This window comes from Agrobacterium sp. 22-3639C2 (genome assembly GCF_053522105.1).
Genome location: NZ_JBNWDB010000003.1, coordinates 434,806 through 452,389, shown reverse-complemented (window position 1 = coordinate 452,389; position 17,584 = coordinate 434,806). Strand labels below are relative to the sequence as shown.

Annotated in this window: 20 protein-coding genes and 1 tRNA gene; 2 read left to right on the top strand and 19 right to left on the bottom strand. The window is 58.0% G+C overall.

Annotation, left to right across the window (positions count from 1 at the left end; genetic code table 11):
- Nucleotides 1-159: 159 nt before the first annotated feature.
- Entirely contained in the window at nucleotides 160-1,191 is a 1,032-nt protein-coding gene (gene galE / locus ACQZ6D_RS15205) for a UDP-glucose 4-epimerase GalE (RefSeq protein ID WP_112154766.1), read from the top strand.
- Between the two features lie 27 nt (nucleotides 1,192-1,218).
- Here galE and ACQZ6D_RS15200 read toward each other — a convergent pair whose 3' ends face one another.
- From ACQZ6D_RS15200 to ACQZ6D_RS15155, 10 genes are all read right to left on the bottom strand, one after another.
- On the bottom strand, nucleotides 1,219-2,040 hold the full coding sequence (locus tag ACQZ6D_RS15200; RefSeq protein ID WP_448729796.1) for a DUF6030 family protein: 822 nt from the start codon (nucleotides 2,038-2,040) through the stop codon (nucleotides 1,219-1,221).
- Nucleotides 2,041-2,188: 148 nt separating this feature from the next.
- Complete coding sequence (gene yacG / locus ACQZ6D_RS15195; protein ID WP_003515047.1) at nucleotides 2,189-2,416, bottom strand: DNA gyrase inhibitor YacG; 228 nt, start codon at nucleotides 2,414-2,416, stop codon at nucleotides 2,189-2,191.
- Nucleotides 2,417-2,419: 3 nt separating this feature from the next.
- On the bottom strand, nucleotides 2,420-3,043 hold the full coding sequence (locus ACQZ6D_RS15190; protein WP_003515050.1) for a Maf-like protein: 624 nt from the start codon (nucleotides 3,041-3,043) through the stop codon (nucleotides 2,420-2,422).
- Between the two features lie 34 nt (nucleotides 3,044-3,077).
- Complete coding sequence (gene infA / locus ACQZ6D_RS15185) at nucleotides 3,078-3,296, bottom strand: translation initiation factor IF-1 (RefSeq protein WP_003493814.1); 219 nt, start codon at nucleotides 3,294-3,296, stop codon at nucleotides 3,078-3,080.
- Between the two features lie 210 nt (nucleotides 3,297-3,506).
- Nucleotides 3,507-3,995 (bottom strand): arsenate-mycothiol transferase ArsC, encoded by a 489-nt coding sequence (locus ACQZ6D_RS15180; RefSeq protein WP_013635463.1) that lies wholly within the window; start codon nucleotides 3,993-3,995, stop codon nucleotides 3,507-3,509.
- 2 nt (nucleotides 3,996-3,997) lie between these two features.
- On the bottom strand, nucleotides 3,998-4,471 hold the full coding sequence (locus ACQZ6D_RS15175; protein ID WP_003515052.1) for a UPF0262 family protein: 474 nt from the start codon (nucleotides 4,469-4,471) through the stop codon (nucleotides 3,998-4,000).
- A gap of 3 nt (nucleotides 4,472-4,474) precedes the next feature.
- Nucleotides 4,475-5,773 carry a histidinol dehydrogenase gene (hisD, locus tag ACQZ6D_RS15170; protein ID WP_003515053.1) on the bottom strand — a complete coding sequence of 433 codons (1,299 nt, stop codon included), beginning with the start codon at nucleotides 5,771-5,773 and terminating at the stop codon, nucleotides 4,475-4,477.
- Nucleotides 5,774-5,904: 131 nt separating this feature from the next.
- Entirely contained in the window at nucleotides 5,905-6,345 is a 441-nt protein-coding gene (locus tag ACQZ6D_RS15165; protein WP_065703811.1) for a DUF2948 family protein, read from the bottom strand.
- Between the two features lie 115 nt (nucleotides 6,346-6,460).
- Nucleotides 6,461-7,753 (bottom strand): UDP-N-acetylglucosamine 1-carboxyvinyltransferase, encoded by a 1,293-nt coding sequence (gene murA, locus ACQZ6D_RS15160; RefSeq protein ID WP_112752205.1) that lies wholly within the window; start codon nucleotides 7,751-7,753, stop codon nucleotides 6,461-6,463.
- A gap of 102 nt (nucleotides 7,754-7,855) precedes the next feature.
- Complete coding sequence (locus ACQZ6D_RS15155; RefSeq protein ID WP_013635467.1) at nucleotides 7,856-8,122, bottom strand: hypothetical protein; 267 nt, start codon at nucleotides 8,120-8,122, stop codon at nucleotides 7,856-7,858.
- A 155-nt stretch (nucleotides 8,123-8,277) separates the two neighbouring features.
- Between ACQZ6D_RS15155 and ACQZ6D_RS15150 the strand changes: the two genes are divergently transcribed.
- Nucleotides 8,278-8,352: transfer RNA gene (locus tag ACQZ6D_RS15150), tRNA-Thr, on the top strand.
- A 195-nt stretch (nucleotides 8,353-8,547) separates the two neighbouring features.
- Here ACQZ6D_RS15150 and ACQZ6D_RS15145 read toward each other — a convergent pair.
- The 9 genes from ACQZ6D_RS15145 to flgA all read right to left on the bottom strand — a co-directional run bounded on the left by ACQZ6D_RS15145 (nucleotide 8,548) and on the right by flgA (nucleotide 17,581).
- Nucleotides 8,548-9,885 (bottom strand): flagellin N-terminal helical domain-containing protein, encoded by a 1,338-nt coding sequence (locus ACQZ6D_RS15145; protein ID WP_448729795.1) that lies wholly within the window; start codon nucleotides 9,883-9,885, stop codon nucleotides 8,548-8,550.
- Between the two features lie 262 nt (nucleotides 9,886-10,147).
- The gene (locus ACQZ6D_RS15140; protein WP_026330633.1) at nucleotides 10,148-11,491 is read right to left on the bottom strand and encodes a flagellin N-terminal helical domain-containing protein; all 1,344 of its coding nucleotides are present in this window, start codon (nucleotides 11,489-11,491) and stop codon (nucleotides 10,148-10,150) included.
- A gap of 591 nt (nucleotides 11,492-12,082) precedes the next feature.
- Nucleotides 12,083-13,093 (bottom strand): flagellin N-terminal helical domain-containing protein, encoded by a 1,011-nt coding sequence (locus tag ACQZ6D_RS15135; protein WP_003515059.1) that lies wholly within the window; start codon nucleotides 13,091-13,093, stop codon nucleotides 12,083-12,085.
- A gap of 372 nt (nucleotides 13,094-13,465) precedes the next feature.
- Nucleotides 13,466-14,203 carry a flagellar type III secretion system pore protein FliP gene (fliP, locus tag ACQZ6D_RS15130; RefSeq protein WP_003515060.1) on the bottom strand — a complete coding sequence of 246 codons (738 nt, stop codon included), beginning with the start codon at nucleotides 14,201-14,203 and terminating at the stop codon, nucleotides 13,466-13,468.
- The gene (locus tag ACQZ6D_RS15125; RefSeq protein WP_013635471.1) at nucleotides 14,200-14,700 is read right to left on the bottom strand and encodes a flagellar basal body-associated FliL family protein; all 501 of its coding nucleotides are present in this window, start codon (nucleotides 14,698-14,700) and stop codon (nucleotides 14,200-14,202) included. The genes fliP and ACQZ6D_RS15125 overlap by 4 nt, the downstream gene beginning before the upstream one ends.
- Nucleotides 14,701-14,728: 28 nt before the next feature.
- Nucleotides 14,729-15,445 carry a flagellar basal body L-ring protein FlgH gene (gene flgH, locus ACQZ6D_RS15120; protein WP_003515062.1) on the bottom strand — a complete coding sequence of 239 codons (717 nt, stop codon included), beginning with the start codon at nucleotides 15,443-15,445 and terminating at the stop codon, nucleotides 14,729-14,731.
- Nucleotides 15,442-15,978: a MotE family protein gene (locus ACQZ6D_RS15115; RefSeq protein ID WP_065703817.1), complete on the bottom strand. Its 537-nt coding sequence runs from the start codon at nucleotides 15,976-15,978 to the stop codon at nucleotides 15,442-15,444. The genes flgH and ACQZ6D_RS15115 overlap by 4 nt, the downstream gene beginning before the upstream one ends.
- Nucleotides 15,975-17,096 carry a flagellar basal body P-ring protein FlgI gene (locus tag ACQZ6D_RS15110; RefSeq protein WP_003515077.1) on the bottom strand — a complete coding sequence of 374 codons (1,122 nt, stop codon included), beginning with the start codon at nucleotides 17,094-17,096 and terminating at the stop codon, nucleotides 15,975-15,977. Before ACQZ6D_RS15110 ends, ACQZ6D_RS15115 begins: the two co-directional genes overlap by 4 nt.
- A complete protein-coding gene (gene flgA, locus ACQZ6D_RS15105; protein WP_013635474.1) occupies nucleotides 17,093-17,581 on the bottom strand; it encodes a flagellar basal body P-ring formation chaperone FlgA in 489 nt (162 codons plus the stop codon). Before flgA ends, ACQZ6D_RS15110 begins: the two co-directional genes overlap by 4 nt.
- Nucleotides 17,582-17,584 lie beyond the last annotated feature (3 nt).

The following is a 17,584-nucleotide window of genomic DNA, read 5'->3' as shown; positions in this document are numbered from 1 at the left end:
TTCATCTAATAAATAAAACACACTTCATTGCGCTAACCAATCGTAAGCCACCTTTTCATAGGGGCAAGGGATAGGTGGGGTATTTGCTGTGCAAGTAATCAATGATGAAGAATTATTGGCTTTGATGGACGCAACAAAAGCAAACAGGGAAGTAATGTCATGGCTGTTCTGGTCACCGGTGGGGCCGGTTATATAGGAAGCCACATGGTGTGGGCTTTGCTCGACGCCGGTGAAGACGTCGTTGTTGTCGACCGTCTTTCGACCGGATCACGTTGGGCGGTCGCGCCAGCGGCGCGTTTCTATCTCGGCGACGTCGCCGATCGCGACTTGCTCGGCCAGATTTTCGAACACAACCAGATCGAGACCATTTTCCACTTCGCTGGCTCCGTCAGCGTCCCTGAATCGATCAGCCAGCCGCTGGAATATTACGAAAACAATACCGGCACAACCCGCGCCCTTGTTGCGGCGGCAGTCGGTCATGGTATCCGCAATTTCATCTTCTCTTCAACTGCCGCGGTCTATGGGAACCAACCCTTTGATGGCCCGGTGCCGGAAACGGCAGTTCTCAGCCCGGAAAATCCCTACGGCCTGTCGAAACTCGCCTCAGAAATCATGTTGCGCGATGTCGTGCAGGCGCATGATTTCAACTATGTGGCGCTGCGTTATTTCAATGTTGCCGGCGCCGACCCGAAGGGCCGTGCCGGGCCGTCCCCCACGGGTGTGGCGAACCTCATCAAGGTAGCGTGCGAAGCGGCAACCGGCCGGCGCGACAAGGTGGAGGTTTACGGAACCGATTATCCGACCGCTGACGGCACCGGCGTTCGCGACTATATCCATGTCAGCGATCTGATCGACGCGCATATGCTCGCCATGGCGCATCTGCGTGCTGGTGGCGGCACACGAACGCTCAATTGCGGTTATGGCGTCGGCTATTCGGTACTGGACGTGCTGCATGCCGTGCAGCGGGAATCTGGAAACGATTTCCCGGTTATCCACTGTCCCCGCCGCGCCGGCGACATTGCCGCGATGGTTGCGGATTCGAGCCGTATCCAGTCGGAACTCGGATGGTCGCCGCGTTTCAATGATCTCACAACCATCGTTCGCACGGCCCTTCAGTGGGAGGCCAAACGTCAAGCCCAGCGAAGCGACAGGATTCTGCCTGGGCAGCATAAACTGGCAGCGATAGGCTGAGTAGCCGTTGGTTTTCGGGATGCGGTTCTACCTGACGGAAAAATAGAGGACCGGTCGATCCGAAAGAGTGGCAGCGGGAAGCCATTTCTCGCTGTCGAAAAAGCTGCGCGTGAGCTTCAGTCCCGGCAATTGTTCCGTTGCCAGCAAAATCAGGTTCAGCCGATGCGGCGCAGACGGCTCCGGCTTTAGGGAGACCGAAATACCGAAATGCTCTGCCTGATAGGGTTGCAGCCTGCGTGCCGGCTCAAGCATGCTGGCAAGGTCGGCCCAGCGGGTCTGCTCGATGATCATCGCCAACGCGTCCTCAAGCTTTGTCAAAATAACGGCACCATCAGGTGTCTGCGGCGCAACTACTTTCATCCTGATAGAGCGAACCTCGTCGGACGCCTCGCCTCTGATGTCGAGAAAAAGCGATGCCCGTTCCGACGCGTTCGCCGTGTCCCCGACCACAAGATCGGCCATGCATTCGAAATCGCGGATCTTCACCGGGCTTGCGTGCCAGCCTTGCGGGTTGGAAAAGCCCGCCGCGGTAAAGCGGTCGCAGAGGTCCTTGCCGGACAGAACGAAGTCGCGGGCAAAGGATGCCCTGTCGCCGCCTTGCTCGAATTTCAGCAGATGCGGCGGTAGATTGAGCTTTTGGGCGGTAACCTTTTGCCGCTTGACGGGCTTCATCCGCGCTGGCTGCTCGGCGGAGCGTGTGGCAGGCGCAAGGTTGAGATAGCTCAGCAGGCTTTTGAGATGTTTCTTGTCATTGGCAAGCAGCACCGTTGCCAATATGGCAAGACAAACTGCCAGCACCGCAAACAGCAGCGCGCCAGGCCTTACTCTTTTTTGCAGGCTTGCGTCCATCGGGGAACCCTAATGGCTGCCGGGGGAGGGGCGTCAACCGGTTTTTGATATGGCTTTCGGGCTGTCGGTAACCCGGTGAATATACTGCGAGCTGAAGGTCATTAAAAATATTCTGTATTCCACCGCCGGATTTTCCGGCGGCGCAACGTTACTCGGAGGAATTTTTGAACGAGTCCTGCTCGTCCGCGCTGCTTTCGTCGTCGGCGACAGGAATGGCGTAGGAACCGTTCAGCCAGCGGGCGAGATCGAGCGAGCGGCAGCGATCCGAACAGAACGGATAGTCTTCCCGTGTCGAGGGCCGCCCGCACTCCGGACATGGCTTCGTTTTCCGAAGCGGCGTGACATTTCCCGAACCTTCAGGAGATGATTTTGTCATGGTCTATCCTTCGAGCCAGCCCGACGTCACCTCGAATCCTTCACCGGAAAGAAGCGACATGGTCTCATACAGCGGCAGGCCGACGACATTGGTGTAGGAGCCGGTCAGTTTCTGCACGAATGAGCCGGCAATGCCCTGGATACCATAGGCCCCGGCTTTGCCGCGCCATTGCCCGGAGGCGATATAGGCGTCGATCTCGCGCGTAGTAAGGCGTTTGAAACGCACCTTGGTTTCCACAACCTTCTGACGGATCTTGCCGCCGGGCGTCACAAGGCAGATGCCGGTATAGACCCAATGGCTGCGCCCCGAGAGAAGATGCAGCGCTGCGGAAGCCTCCTCGGTATATTCCGCCTTGCCGACAATGCGGCGACCCACGGCCACCACGGTGTCGGAGCCGAGAACATAGGCGTCTTTCCACGTCTGCTCGCTCTTCAGCGCCGCATGCGCAGCCTCGGCCTTCTGTAGCGACAGGCGACGGCACAGCGTGCGCGGATGCTCAAGCTTTACGGGCGTTTCGTCTATATCCATCGGCATCAGACGTGCCGGCTCGATGCCGATCTGATGCAACAGTTCCAGACGCCGCGGCGAACCGGATGCCAGAACGAGCTTTTGTTTTGAGTTGGTCATTGCGCTGCCCGGGCTTCCGAATGCCGAAAACGGATTACTTGAAGCGATAGGTGATGCGGCCCTTGCTCAGGTCGTAAGGCGTCATTTCGACCAGCACCTTGTCGCCCGCCAGAACACGGATACGGTTCTTGCGCATGCGGCCGGCAGTGTGGGCGATGATTTCGTGTTCGTTCTCAAGCTTCACGCGGAATGTTGCGTTCGGCAGCAATTCGGTTACGATGCCCGGGAATTCGAGGACTTCTTCTTTTGTCATGTAAGGGTTTTCTTCCTGTTGATAGTGCCGGACCTGTCGTGTCCGGGAAAATTGCGCGGAAACTACACAATCCCGGCACATTTGTGAACCTCTAAAGCATCACGGCGAAAATCGGAACCGATTTTCGCCAGGTGAGAGGTGCGGATCGAATAAATGCCTGTCCTGTGCGGCGTTTGAAGTATCTGGTCCGATCGAAACGGACACTCAACCTCAGTCTTTTGAAAGCGTATCCGCCGCCGGCTGCGGCCTACCTGGCAGGCGTTCGGCAATCAGCCTGGCAAGATGGTCCCGCACCTCGCGATAGGCATCGAGAATCTGGTCCCGCGTGCCGGTGATGACGGTTGGGTCCATGGTTGGCCAATAGACAACGTCGAGTGAGTTCGAGCGTGTCAGTTCAAGTGCTGCGTGATGAGCTTCGGGTGTCAATGTAATGATCAGATCGAAAAAATCATCCTCGATCTCGTCCAATGTGCGCGGTTTGTGTTTGCCGAGCGAAAATCCCTGTTCTTCCAGCACCGCATCCACAAAGGGGTCACGCTCGCCCGCCCGCACGCCGGCCGACTGGATGTAGATGCCGGGTGCCACCAGTCGTTTGGCGATGACCTCGGCCATGGGAGAACGGATGGAGTTCATACCGCACATGAAGAGGACCGATTTGGGAGCCTGTCCCCCATTTGGAGCCGTGGCGGGATCTCTCATCTCTAACCCCGCCAATAAAGCACACAGACAAGGGTGAAGAGACGGCGCGCAGTATCGAAATCGATTTTGATCTTGCCGGAAAGCCGGTCCATCAAAGTCTGCGAGCCGTCATTGTGAATGCCCCGCCTGCCCATGTCGATCGCCTCGATCTGGCTTGGAGTGGAGGAGCGTATCGCCTCGTAATAGCTTTCGCAGATCAGGAAATAATCCTTGATGATGCGGCGAAACGGCGTCAGCGACAGGATATGGGTCGAGACGTCCTTCTCGTCTTCGGTCTTGATCGAGAAAACCAGCTTGGCATCGACCAGCGATATGTGCAGCCGGTATGGGCCGCCCTCATGGCCGAATGGTTCGAACGTGTTTTCCTCTATCAGATCGAAAATGGCGACGGCGCGTTCATGCTCCACGTCCGGCGTGGACCGGCCGATGCTATCGTCCAGAACCACATCGCAGAGCCGGAAATCGCCTGAAGCCATCTCTTAACTTTCCGGGTTGAGGCGAATGGAGACGGAGCGCGCATGCGCGTCCAGCCCCTCCGAACGGGCAAGGGTGATCGCCGCCGGCGCAAGCTGCCGCAGCTGCTCAGGCCCGAGACGCAGGATCGAGGTACGTTTGACGAAATCCAGCACTGAAAGGCCGGAAGAGAAGCGCGCTGAGCGCGCCGTCGGCAGAACGTGGTTGGAGCCGCCGACATAATCGCCGATCACCTCAGGCGTATGGCGCCCGACGAAGATCGCGCCGGCATTGCGGATATGCGCCATCAGCGCGTCCGGATCGTCAACGGCAAGCTCCAGATGCTCGGCCGCAATGCGGTTGGCCAAGGGAATGGCATCGGTGAGCTTTTCGACGAGAATGATCGCACCGAAATCCGCCCAGCTCGCCGCTGCCGTCTCGGCGCGCGACAGCCGTTTCAGCTGCCGTTCCACCGCCGCCTCCACCGCCTTGCCGAGTTCTGCATTGTCGGTGATGAGGATGGACTGCGCGCCACGGTCATGCTCCGCCTGCGCCAGAAGATCGGCGGCCAGCCAGTCCGGATCGTTGTCCTTGTCGGCAATGACAAGCACTTCGGAAGGCCCGGCGATCATGTCGATGCCGACAGTTCCGAAGACATGCCGTTTCGCGGCCGCCACATAGGCATTGCCGGGGCCGACAATCTTGGCGACAGGCGTGATTGTTTCCGTGCCGTAGGCGAGTGCAGCCACGGCCTGTGCGCCGCCAATGCGGTAGATTTCCTCAACACCTGCGATGCGCGCGGCGGCAAGAACGGCGGGGTTTATCACGCCGCCATTCGCCGGCACGACCATGACGATACGCTCTACACCGGCAACCTTGGCCGGGACGGCATTCATAAGGACGGAACTTGGATAGCTCGCGGTGCCGCCGGGCACATAAAGGCCGACAGCTTCGATCGCCGTCCAGCGTGAACCGAGGCCCACACCGATCTCGTCTTCGTAGATATCGTCCTTCGGCATCTGCCGCGCATGGTGTTTTTCAATGCGCCGGGCTGCGAGTTCGAGAGCTTCGATGACACTTCTGTCAACGGCTGCGACGGCCGCATCGATCTCTTCCGCTGTCACCCGCATCGAGACCTTCGAGAAATCGATCCCGTCGAATTTAATGGAGTAGTGGGCCAGGGCCGCATCGCCGCGATTGCGGACGTCATCGATGATGTCGCGAACGGTCGCGTTGACGTCTTCCGAAACTTCCCTCTTGGTTGTCAGGAAGGCAGCGAATTTCTGTTCGAAATCAGCCGATGCCCGCTCCAGCCAGATTGCCACGCCATTACCCTCTCATTTTCCTCGCGGCGATCCCGCGAGGTGCACGAACTCACCGCAGAAAAATGCGGCTCTGGTATGTGGCATAAATCGAAACAGTGACGAAAGGCAACCGTTGCAATGGCGTGGAGAGCTTATTCGCTATCGGGATGATGCGGTTTGGCGGCAGTTTCCCAGGCGCCGCTCACATCCGTCAGCTGCGCCTCGATGCATTCGACATCGAGTGCGATAGCCCCGCCGCCCGAAAGCGTCAGTTCGACGGCGCCATCAGGACCTTCGCCGTTCTGCACGAAGCGGATTGCAAGGAGCGAAAGCACCTGTTCCTTATCATTGCGATTGATGCCGTGCGAGCGGACGGCGGAGACCCGCTTCAGGAAAACCACGCTGCGGCATCGCTCCGGCGGCAGGTTCTTCTTATTCGCGCTTTCCCAGACGAAACGATTGGCGGAAAGTGTAAATTGGCCCTGCTTTGCCTCGAATGCAACGTCCTTCAGTTTGAAGACGCTGTCCTGCATGTGCGTCGAAATGACGGAGAGATCTTCAGTATCCAGCGCGAGCAATTTCAGGCCGCTCATCGTTTTCTTCCTTTTCCGCGGGGCCGCGCCCGCAATGTCTATTCCTTGTACAGGAAATAGGCAGTCGCGGCCCGCTCTGCAACGGGGAGAAAACGAATGAGCGGCGATGAAAGGATCAATCGCTGACGCGTTCGACCAGCGCACCGCAGCGGGTGAGCTTTTCTTCAAGCCGTTCGAAACCACGATCGAGGTGGTAGACGCGCGAAACCATGGTCTCGCCTTCCGCCACCAGGCCCGCAATGACCAACGACACCGAGGCGCGCAGATCGGTTGCCATGACAGGCGCACCCTTCAGGCGGGTAACGCCTTCGATACGGGCCATCTGCCCGGAGAGCGAAATCTTCGCGCCGAGACGGGCCAGTTCCTGCACATGCATGAAGCGGTTTTCGAAGATGGTTTCGGTAATGTGGGATACACCCTGCGACCGGGTCATCAGCGCCATGAACTGCGCCTGGAGGTCGGTCGGGAAGCCGGGGAAGGGTTCGGTGACGATATCGACCGGCTGAATGCCGTTGCCGTTGCGCACGACGCGCAGACCGGTCTCCGTGTCGCTGATCGACACTCCGGCAAGCCGGAGCGTGTCCAGCGCATTGTCGAGCAGCGATGCACGCGTGCCTTCCAGCACCACATCACCGCCAGCCATGGCAACGGCCATGGCATAGGTGCCGGTCTCGATACGGTCAGGCAGCACCCGGTGGCGTGCGCCGGAAAGCGAGGTGACGCCCTCGATGGTGATGGTGGAGGTGCCAGCGCCCTCGATCTTCGCGCCCATCGCAATCAGGCAGTGCGCTAGATCGACGACTTCCGGTTCGCGGGCGGCGTTGTGAATGACGGTGGTGCCTCTTGCAAGGCTCGCTGCCATCAGCATCACATGCGTCGCGCCGACGGAGACTTTCGGGAAGGTATAAACAGCGCCGATAAGGCCGCCCTTTGGAGCGCTGGCGTTGATATAGCCGCCATCGATCTCCATCGTTGCGCCAAGCGCCTGCAGACCCTCGATGAACAGGTCCACCGGACGTGTGCCGATGGCACAGCCGCCGGGCAGTGAAACGCGCGCACGGCCTTCACGGGCCAGAAGCGGGCCGATGACCCAGAAGCTGGCGCGCATCTTGGAAACCAGCTCGTAAGGTGCGGTGGTGTCGACAATGGTGCGGCAGGTGAAGTGGACCGTGCGGGAATAGGCTTCGCCCTGGCTTTCACGACGGCCATTGACCGAAATATCGACGCCATGATTGCCGAGAATACGGATGAGCTGCTCGACGTCCGCCAGATGCGGCACGTTTTCGAGCGTTAGCGTATCGCTGGTCAGAAGCGAAGCGATCATCAACGGCAAGGCGGCGTTTTTCGCGCCGGAGATGGGGATGATGCCGTTGAGCCTGTTACCACCCGTAATTCTGATGCGATCCATGCGTCCCTACGGGCCTGTGCCCGCCTTTCTTAATCATGCCTTGCGGAAATGCGCGTCCTTAGACGAGTTTCCGCGGCGTTTCAAATGATGCTGGTGAATTCTCTATGAGGATGATTCGTCCGTTTTTGCGGCAGGCAGGCCAATCGTCTCATCCGCATCGCCGGCGCGGCGCGCGCGAACCTGCTGTTTGCGCTTCTGCAGGTTTTCACGCAGCTTCTTCGCTGCCCGCGCCTTGCGCTCCGCCTCGCGTTGCCGCGCCTTCTCGCCGGGACCTGCCTGCGCGTTTCCGCTTGCCGCAAGGGCAACGGGGTCTTCTGAAGCGTTCACGGAAACCGCCGCCTTTGCCTGTTTGTCATGATGTTCATTCATAAATTCAGCAATATCCGAAAAATACGTTTTTCAACAGGGGGAACGCTTTTTTGCCCCGCTTGTTGAAGAATATCGTTTTGCGACTTGCGCTCGTCAAAAACCTATGGCAATAGGCCGCCACGCTTGATGCTGAAGCAAACGCTTCGGCACCGGATGCTGCTATAGCTCAGGGGTAGAGCACTCCCTTGGTAAGGGAGAGGCCGAGAGTTCAAATCTCTCTAGCAGCACCATTTTCCCCAATAAAATCAGAAATTTACGCAACGTGCCGGTGGGTCTTGTCCACGATGTCGGCTTGCTTTTTCGCGCATTCTGCACTGGTCTCGGTAAATGTGAAAACCGCGCCTCTTGCGAAGCGCGGTTTCCATTTCCGAATATTCTGTTGCTGCCAGAGCGGGACGAAACCGCCCGTAGCCAACGGGCGCCGCTTACTGGCGGAATAGCGACAGGATATTCTCGGAGCTGGTATTGGCGATGGAGAGCGACTGGATTGCCAGCTGCTGCTGGGTCTGCAGAGCCTTCAGCTTGGTGGATTCTTCGTTCATGTCTGCGTCGACGAGGCGGCCGACGCCCTTGTCGATGGAGTCTGTGAGCTTGTTGACGAAATCTTCCTGAAGATCGAGGCGCATCTTGATGGAGCCGAGATCGGCGCTCGCGCTGATCAGCGATTCCAGCTTGGTGTTGACGAACTGGATCATGTTGTCGAGGCCGTCATTGTCCGTCAACGGCTGGCCCTTGGCGTCCAGCAAACCGCTGAGATCCTTGGTGATGTCGAGATCGATCAGCGAGTAGCCGAGCTTCTGTGCCATATGGGAATCGGCGGCGGCGGTTTCGAGGTAAATATTGTTATTGGACGAACCGCCGGTTCCGATTGCCGTTACAATGGTGCCTGCAGGCATCGGCGCGGTATTGTTGGCTTTTACGTAGAGGGCTTCACCCGCTGCGTTTTCGCCGATCTTGAAGTAGGTGCCGTTGTTTCGTGCGGTTGTCGCCGCAGCAACGGTTACGAGGCCGGTTACTGCGTCTGGAGCAGAAACTGTGGTCGTCGTCCCCGAGGGGAAACCCAGAAGCTGGGATTGCGTGAACACCTTTGCGGTAGAGGGCGTGTTTGTGGCAACACCTGCGGGTGTGGTCGTGGTAATCTCGAAATTGCGCAGGGAGCCTGTATCGGAATAATAGGCGGCGCTATCGAGGATACCGTTTTTCGCCGCACCGGTCGAGGTATCGAAAAGGGCAGTCTTGTTGTCGACCTGAACGTTGATCGTCTTGACTGCAACATTGCCCGCGCCGTCACGGATGAAGGAGCCGACGATCTGCTTCGTTATGGGGGTGAGGTTGCCGGATGCGTCGCTGATCTTGCCCTTAAGCCAGTTTTCGCCGGAGAAGGAGGCGGATTCGCCGATGCTTTTCAGCTGGTCCTGGAGCTGACGGATTTCTTCCTGAATCTTTGCCTTGTCGACGCCGGCCTCGCGGGCGGCAACCAGCTTCTTGCTGATTTCCTTGACGACATCGACAGTGGTTTCCATGGCGGAATAGGCTGTATCGACCTTTGCGGCGCCGAGGCCGAGGGCGTCCTGAACAGCGGAAAGAGCACCGTTATCCGAACGCATGGTGGTCGCGATAGACCAGTAGGCGGCGTTGTCGGACGCGGTTTTGACGCGCAGGCCGGAGGAGACGCGCGACTGCGTTTCTTCCATGTCGCTGCCGATTGCGCGGAGGGTCTGAAGGGCGGCCATTGCCGCGACGTTCGTCAAAATGCTGGTCATAATTATTTGCCCCTTGATTGGCTTAAATGAAAAGGGACATTCCGGATTGCCGCCGGTAACGATCGCGCGGCTTGATGCCTGTTAACCTCTTTTTCGTCTTGGTTAACCAATCGTTTCGATGGCTAGGTTTTAGGGCCCGAATGGTTAACAAAGCCTAAACTGTCGTTAATAAAAATTAGGAAATAATAATTTCTCTTAACCATGACGGAAAAAGCCGCACCCTTTCGGATGCGGCTCGATTTTTTGGCGATGTCTTTTCCGATTAACGGAAGAGCGACAGGATGCTCTGCGAGTCGTTGTTGGCGATCGACAGGGCCTGAACAGCCAGCTGCTGCTGGGTCTGAAGAGCCTTCAGCTTCGTGGATTCTTCGTTCATTTCAGCGTCGACGAGACGGCCGATGCCCTTGTCGAGCGAGTCGGTCAGCTTGTTGACGAAGTTTTCCTGCAGTTCGATGCGCATCTTGACCGAGCCGAGGTCGGCAGCGGCGGACGTCATGCTCTGGAGCTGCTTGTCAACGAAGGAAACCATGGCGTCGAGGTACTGGTTTTCCGAGACTGCCGAGCCGTCGCTGTTCTTGAACGTGCCGGTCAGGTCCTTGGTGATGTCCAGAGAGGTCAGGGAGTAGGTGAGCTGCGTTGCGAGCTGGGCGGTTGCGCCTTCTTCCAGGTAGATCTTAGTGGTGCCGTCGAGGCCAACGGCAATGTTGGTCTTGGTTGCCGGCGAGGTCGGCGCAGTCGTGTTGATTTTCACATACTGGTCGTTGCCAAGATTGAAGTAGGTGCCGTTGACGTCGGGGGCTGTCGCATCGGCGTTAGCGATCGTGACGATACCCGTTGCAGCAGCGGTGGTGAAGGTGACGGGGGTGCCGGCAGTTGCTTCCTTCAGGCCCTTCAGCTGGGCTTCAGTGTAAACCTTGGCTGCTGCAACCTTGGTCACCGGCTGGGCAGCGCCTACGCCGTCCGAGTCATTGGTGATTTCGAACAGCTTGTAGCTGCCCGTGGAAGAAAAATAGGCGTAGGAGTCGAGGACGCCCTGCTTGTCCTTTGCAGCGCCCGAAGACGTGTCGAACAGCACCGTGTTGCGGCTCAGGTCAACGTTGACGGTCTTTACGGACACGTTGCCGGCAGCGTCGCGGATGAAGGAGCCAACGATCTGCTTGGTGACGTTCTTCAGTTCGCCAGCACCGTTGCTGACGGTTGCCTGCAGCCAGTTTTCACCGGAGAAAGACGAGGAGCTGGAGATCGACTTCAGCTGATCCTGCAGCTGGGTGATTTCTTCCTGGATCTTGGACTTGTCGACACCGGGTTCGCGGGCGGCAACCAGCTTGTTCTTGATTTCCTTGACGACGTCGATGGAAGATTCCATACCCGAATAGGCAGTGTCGACCTTTGCGGCGCCGAGGCCGAGGGCGTCCTGAACAGCGGAAAGAGCGCCGTTGTCGGAACGCATGGTGGTCGCGATCGACCAGTAAGCGGCGTTATCGGAAGCTTCGCCGACGCGCTGGCCGGAAGACACGCGGTCCTGCGTCGTTTCCATGTTCTGGCCGATGGAGCGCAGGGTCTGGAGTGCAGACATAGCTGCTACGTTAGTGAGAATGCTCGTCATAGTAAATTTGCCCCTTGAATGGCTGATTAAAGAAGGGACATTCCGGTCTCACCGGGAACAGCGCACAGCATCATGCCTGCTAACCTGCTGATTTTTAATGGTTAGCTCGCCGTTTCGATGGCTCTAGCTAACCTCCATATGGTTAATGAAGAGCTAAGGGTCGCAAAAAAATACACACGCTGAGATTTTATTATGCAATCTTCGCGCGCATGCGCGCGTAGCCTGAAATGTTTAAAAAATAATAAAGCCGCACCCGTTTCCGGATGCGGCTTTGGTAAAAGGGCAATACGCTTGGGTCAGCCTCCGTCACGTTTGCCTGTATCACGCAATTGCAAGACGGTCAGCCTCCGCTTGCGATCCTGCGTGTAGTGTCATTCAGGCCAGCGGCTATCCGCTTGTCCATGCCCAAAATCTGACAGCCGGTGCTTTCCAATTCCCTAATTTCAGGGCGCTCCCGGCGCTTCGCTCAAATCGTGGTAAATGCTTTCAAAGCAAGGATGGTAAACGAAATCTTCCCGTTTGCGGAGCACTCCACAAATGGAAAACCGCGCCCTTTCGGGCGCGGCTCGACTTTTGTAATTTTCGGTCCGATTAACGGAAGAGCGACAGGATGTTCTGCGAGTCGCTGTTGGCGATCGACAGAGCCTGGATTGCCAGCTGCTGCTGCGTCTGCAGAGCCTTGAGGCGGGTCGACTCTTCGTTCATGTCGGCGTCAACCAGACGGCCGATACCCTTTTCCATCGTTGCCGTCAGCTTGGAAACGAAGTCACCCTGCATCGAGATGCGGTTGGAGACCGCGCCCAGATCGGCAGCAGCGCTGTTGAGGGTTTCAAGCTGCTTGTCAACGTGGGTGATGAGCTTGTCGAGGATGTCGTTGTCCGTTGCAGCGGCAGTGCCGAGCATGGTGGCACCAGCGCCCTTGTAGATGCTCAGGTCGGAAATATCGAGGTTCGAAACCGACTGCTTAACGCCGTCTGCGACAGCTGCCTTGTCGAGGATGCCCGTACCCTTGCCGTCTGTTACAGCGCCGGTATCGAACAGAACGTTCGAGCCGCTGAGCTGCAGATCGACGCGCTGAACCTTAACGGCGCCAGCGGAGTCACGGGTGAAGGAAGCAACAACCTGCTTCTTCAGGTTGGCAATAGCCGCATCGTCAGTACCGGCAGCGAATGCTGCGCCGTCGTTGGATGCTTTCGTCTTCAGCCAGTTTTCACCGTTGAAGGTCGCGGAGTCGGCGATCGACGTCAGCTGCTTCTGGAGCTGGCCGATTTCCTTCTGGATCTTCTTCTTGTCGGCAGTCGGGTCCTGGGCAAGGATCAGCTTGTCCTTGATTTCCTGAACGACCTTAATCGTCGCTTCCATGCCGGAGTACGCGGTGTCGACCTTGGCTGCGCCGATGCCGAGTGCGTCAGAAACGGTGGAGAGCGCCGAAGCGTCCGAACGCATCGTGGTCGCGATGGACCAGTAAGCGGCGTTGTCGGAGGCGGAGCCTACCTTCAGGCCGGTCGAGATACGACCCTGCGTGGTCTCCATGTTGTTGCCGATCGAACGCAGCGTCTGGAGAGCAGCCATAGAGGAGGCGTTGGTGAGAATGCTTGCCATAATATTTTGTCCCTTGTTTTTACGAGATACTGGAGTTGGGGACATTCCGGACTTTGTATTACCGGTCACAACGTTTCGGCTTCATGCCACTCGGTTCCGAATTACTTGCCTTTGGAAACCAAACCCGCTGTGTGTAGGGAGAATTTGGCAGCAAAGAATTGCCCAATTGTTAATTTGAGCACTAAGAAATACTAGAAAATACTTATGGTTACTGCGACGTATATTTAATTGGTAAGTTTTTAATTTAAAATTATAGTTATCTGACCCCTAGCAAAAACGGTAACCAAAGGGTTAAAATGCGAAAACCCCGCAGCCGTGGGGCTGCGGGGTTAACAAACAGGATTAACGAAGATTATTTCGGCACAATTGCCGTCAGTTGAACGATCTCACAAGGCTGCCGACCAGCAGGTTCCAGCCGTCGATCAGCACGAAAAAAAGGATCTTGAACGGCAGGGAAATCGAGGTGGGTGGCAGCATCATCATGCCCATGGCCATGGTGATGGTGGCGACGATGAGATCGATGACCAGAAACGGCAGGATGATCAGGAAACCGATCTCGAAACCGCGCCGGATTTCCGAAAGCATGAAGGCCGGAACGAGCACGCGGTAGTCGACCACATTGTCGGTCATCACGACCTGTCCGCGCTCGCGGGCGATATCGACGAACAGCTTCAGATCCTTGTCGCGCGTATTGGCGTTCATGAAGGTACGGAAGGGTTCGGCGATGCGCCCAATCGCCTGCTGTTCGTTGATCTGGTTCTGCAGCAACGGCTGCACGCCGTCTGTCCAGGCTTTATCGAAGGTCGGCGACATGACGTAGAAGGTCATGAACATCGCCATCGACAAGAGGATCATGTTCGACGGGGTCGAGGCAAGCCCCATGCCGGAGCGCAGGATCGAAAAGGCGATCACGAAGCGCGGAAAGCTCGTGACCATGATCAGGATGCCCGGCGCGACTGACAAGACAGTCAAAAGGCCGAAGGTGCGAATGATCCATGCGGCGACGGATCCGTCTATCTGTGTATTGAACAGATCGGTCGGAAATTGCTGGGCGTTGGCAAGGCCCGGCAAAGCCAAAAGAACAGCGATGGTAACAAGAAATCGAATCATTCGATGACAAAGGTCCGGAACATGACCTTGGATACGCGCCCTTGAGAGCGCAGGTCAACTCGTTCCTGAATGTCATCCTTAAGATATTGAAAGCCGCGCGGGCCTTCCAGCTGCTGAAGGGAAACGGTGCGGACGTAGGCCATGATATCCTGATGGATATCCTCCGCGAGATTGACCTCTACCGGACCCTTGAACATCAGCGCCACTTCAAGCCGCACCCAGTTCGTGGAGGGGTATGCAAGGTTGGTGGTGATGGGATCGAGCTGGACGATACCGTTCGCCTCTGCCGGGATTTTATCGATGCCCTCGCCCTTCTTCTCGCCATGTTCGCCGGCGGCAGCCGGGGCATGCGCCTCGGCGCCGGCGATCTTCGGGGCGACCATGCCGCCCACGAACCAGCCGCCGCCCGCACCCAGCAGGGTGAGGATTGCAACGCCAGCGATGGTCATGACCATCGGCGAGGATTTTTTCTTGCCCTCAGTCTGTTCGTTTTCCATGGGTCAGTCCCGCTTTCGCATGTCGGCGTCAGAGCGGCGAGAACAGGTCGACGACCTGCTGACCGACCGGGGGTTGCTGCACTTCCGTCAGGCGGCCGCGGCCACCGTAGGAGATGCGCGCCTCGGCGATGCGCTCGTAGGAGATCATGTTCTGCGCATCGACATCCTGCGGCCTGACGATACCGCCCACGTTGAGGATGCGGATTTCGTGATTCACGCGCACCTCCTGCGAACCGCTGATGATGAGGTTGCCGTTTTCGAGAATGCCGGTCACCACGGCCGCCACCATCAGCGTCAGCTTTTCGGAACGCTTGGTCTTGCCCTTGGCCTGGGTGTCGGTGTCGGAGCCGTATTTGATGTTGGAATCTGCCTCCGGCGTCCAACCTAAGATTTCCGCCTTTGCCTTCCAGTTCAGGCCGCTGGAATTGGTGCGGTTGCGCTCGGTTTCGTTGTCGAAATCGGCCTTGTCGTTGATCTGGATGTTGACGGTCAGGATGTCGCCGATGTTAAGCGCACGTAGATCCTTGAACAGCGCACCCTGGCTGTCGCTCCACAACGAATAGCCGCTCGCCATGTGCTTTGGCTGCTTCGGATACATGCCCATCTGCGGCGTCTGGCTGAATTGCAGGCCGCTGCCGATCGGGCTCATCGCGGGAGCGTTGCCGATTTCCTTCAGGGTCTGGTTGTTCTGGCAGCCGGCAAGCAGGGCAAGCGGCAGGAGGAGGGCCGGAAGACGCGGGGTCATGAAGGATCCTTCGAAGTGTTTTTGTCGATTGCCTGCGACATGATGCCGGCGACGATTGCGGCTTTCTGAGCATCCATTTCACTGAGGATGAGGCCCGATTGGCGCGGCGGAAGCTGCATGATGATGGCAGCCGCGATTTCCACATGCATCTTCTCGAGCTGCGGTGCTGCGGCATCCGCCTTCATCGTCTTGTAGATATTGACCAGATTGCTTTTCGCCTGCTCGAGGAAATGATTGCGGCGTGCCAGCCAGTCCTCATATTCCGCCTTGCGGTCCTGCAACGCGGAAATGCGCTCGTTGACGTCAGCCTGAAGCTTTTCCAGCTCCTGCTTCTGCATGAGATAGCGCTGGTCGCGGGCCGCATCGGCAATATTGGTGCAGAATTTCTGGATTTCATCCTGCGTGCTGAGTTCGGACACCACGTTCTGCTGGCTTTCGGCGCCGGCGGCGGGCAACAGGAAAAGCAGCGAGGCAACGGCCGCGAACCGGGTAAAGCCGTTCCTGAAAGCAGTTTTCTTCTGAAGTTCCATCATTGCAGCACGAGCTCCGCCTGAAGGGCGCCGGCGGATTTGATGCCTTGCAGAATGGCGATGATGCCGTCCGCCTTGAGCCCGATGCTGTTGAGACCGGCAACCAGCGTGCGAAGGTCAGGGCCTTCGACGATGGCGACCTTGCTGCCTTCCTGCAGTGCCATGATATCCGTCTGCGGTTGCACCGCCGTCTCGCCGCGCGAGAAGGGCGCGGGCTGGATGACCTGCGGCGATTCCGTCACCTGCACGGTCAGCGTTCCATAGCTCACCGCCACGCGGGAAATACGCACATCCGCGCCTATGACGATCGTGCCCGTGCGCTCGTTGATCACGACTTTCGCCGGCGTATCCGTCTGGACCGTCAGGTTTTCGATTTCCGCCATCAACCGCGTCAGGTCGGCGGTGCGAGGCTTCTGCACCGAGATTTCCTGCGAATCGCGCGGTTCGGCGATGCCATCACCGTAACGGGCGCGGGCAAAGGCGTTAACGACATCGGCGACGCGCACCGCGGTCGAAAAATCGGGATTGCGCAGCTGAAGGACCAGATTGACCGAATCCTTGAATTTCGACGGCAGTTCCCGCTCGATGATCGCGCCGTTCGGCACACGCGCCGAGGTCGTTACGCCCTGCGTCAATGTCGCTGCATCGCCCTGTGCCGAAAAGCCGTTGACGATCAGTGCTCCCTGCGCGACCGCATAGATCTGCCCGTCTGCACCGGAAAGCGATGTCATGATGAGGTTGCCGCCGCGAAGCGAGGAGGCGTCGCCGAGCGAGCTGACCGTCACGTCTACACGGCTGCCGGGGCTGGCGAATGGCGGCAGGTTGGCCGTTACCATCACGGCGGCGATGTTCTTGGCATTGGACTGGCCGCCCTGCGTGGTGATGCCGAGGTTCTGCAGCATGGCGCGCATGGACTGTTCGGTGAAGGGTGAAGAGCGCAGGCTGTCGCCGGTGCCCTGTAGGCCCACGACGAGACCATATCCGATCAGCTGGTTGTCGCGTCCGGCCTGCAGGGATGCGATATCCTTGATACGGGACGTGTCTGCCTGGGCTGGCGGCGTCGAGATGAAGGGCAGGGCCGAAATGACCAGAGCCGCACAGAGGATACGAAGCACTTTCATTTCGCCATAACCTGAATGGTTCCGTCCTTCATGACGGTACCGCTGACCATCACGCCGGAATCGATGTTGCGTACCCTTACGACCTCGCCGAGCGAGCCGTCGCTCATGGGCGTTCCGGATGCCATCAGCGTCATGTTGCCGATGTGGAAAACGAGTTTGACGCTCGTGCCGCGCACCACAAGTGACGGTTCACGAAGCGCTGCAATGGGGATTGTGCGGCCGGGAAGCAATGTCTGCTTGGAGATCATGCCTTCCACTTCGCTGATATCGCTCGCGTAACCAGCGGAAATGTTGGGGTTGGTCACTTCCACCGGCTTCACTTGTTCGGGCGTGATCGTCTCGCCCGGATAGATCGTGCGAGTAGGAACCAGCGCCGTCGGTGCCTGTGCAAAAGCGGGTGCCATGGCACCCAGTGAAAAGGCAGACGCAAGGCACATACGGACGAGTGCCGTTCTGCAGCTGCTATGTTTCCGGCCAAACCTCATGTC

Coding starts and splice junctions, on each gene's coding strand:
- ACQZ6D_RS15110 (WP_003515077.1), bottom strand. CDS start 17,096: ATGAAAGTGCTTCGTATCCTCTGTGCGGCTCTGGTCATTTCGGCCCTG.
- ACQZ6D_RS15125 (WP_013635471.1), bottom strand. CDS start 14,700: ATGGAAAACGAACAGACTGAGGGCAAGAAAAAATCCTCGCCGATGGTC.
- ACQZ6D_RS15135 (WP_003515059.1), bottom strand. CDS start 13,093: ATGGCAAGCATTCTCACCAACGCCTCCTCTATGGCTGCTCTCCAGACG.
- ACQZ6D_RS15180 (WP_013635463.1), bottom strand. CDS start 3,995: ATGAGAGATCCCGCCACGGCTCCAAATGGGGGACAGGCTCCCAAATCG.
- ACQZ6D_RS15175 (WP_003515052.1), bottom strand. CDS start 4,471: ATGGCTTCAGGCGATTTCCGGCTCTGCGATGTGGTTCTGGACGATAGC.
- ACQZ6D_RS15140 (WP_026330633.1), bottom strand. CDS start 11,491: ATGACGAGCATTCTCACTAACGTAGCAGCTATGTCTGCACTCCAGACC.
- flgH (WP_003515062.1), bottom strand. CDS start 15,445: ATGACCCCGCGTCTTCCGGCCCTCCTCCTGCCGCTTGCCCTGCTTGCC.
- fliP (WP_003515060.1), bottom strand. CDS start 14,203: ATGATTCGATTTCTTGTTACCATCGCTGTTCTTTTGGCTTTGCCGGGC.
- galE (WP_112154766.1), top strand. CDS start 160: ATGGCTGTTCTGGTCACCGGTGGGGCCGGTTATATAGGAAGCCACATG.
- ACQZ6D_RS15190 (WP_003515050.1), bottom strand. CDS start 3,043: ATGACCAACTCAAAACAAAAGCTCGTTCTGGCATCCGGTTCGCCGCGG.
- ACQZ6D_RS15155 (WP_013635467.1), bottom strand. CDS start 8,122: ATGAATGAACATCATGACAAACAGGCAAAGGCGGCGGTTTCCGTGAAC.
- flgA (WP_013635474.1), bottom strand. CDS start 17,581: ATGAGGTTTGGCCGGAAACATAGCAGCTGCAGAACGGCACTCGTCCGT.
- ACQZ6D_RS15200 (WP_448729796.1), bottom strand. CDS start 2,040: ATGGACGCAAGCCTGCAAAAAAGAGTAAGGCCTGGCGCGCTGCTGTTT.
- infA (WP_003493814.1), bottom strand. CDS start 3,296: ATGACAAAAGAAGAAGTCCTCGAATTCCCGGGCATCGTAACCGAATTG.
- yacG (WP_003515047.1), bottom strand. CDS start 2,416: ATGACAAAATCATCTCCTGAAGGTTCGGGAAATGTCACGCCGCTTCGG.
- ACQZ6D_RS15115 (WP_065703817.1), bottom strand. CDS start 15,978: ATGATGGAACTTCAGAAGAAAACTGCTTTCAGGAACGGCTTTACCCGG.
- ACQZ6D_RS15165 (WP_065703811.1), bottom strand. CDS start 6,345: ATGAGCGGCCTGAAATTGCTCGCGCTGGATACTGAAGATCTCTCCGTC.
- murA (WP_112752205.1), bottom strand. CDS start 7,753: ATGGATCGCATCAGAATTACGGGTGGTAACAGGCTCAACGGCATCATC.
- ACQZ6D_RS15145 (WP_448729795.1), bottom strand. CDS start 9,885: ATGACCAGCATTTTGACGAACGTCGCGGCAATGGCCGCCCTTCAGACC.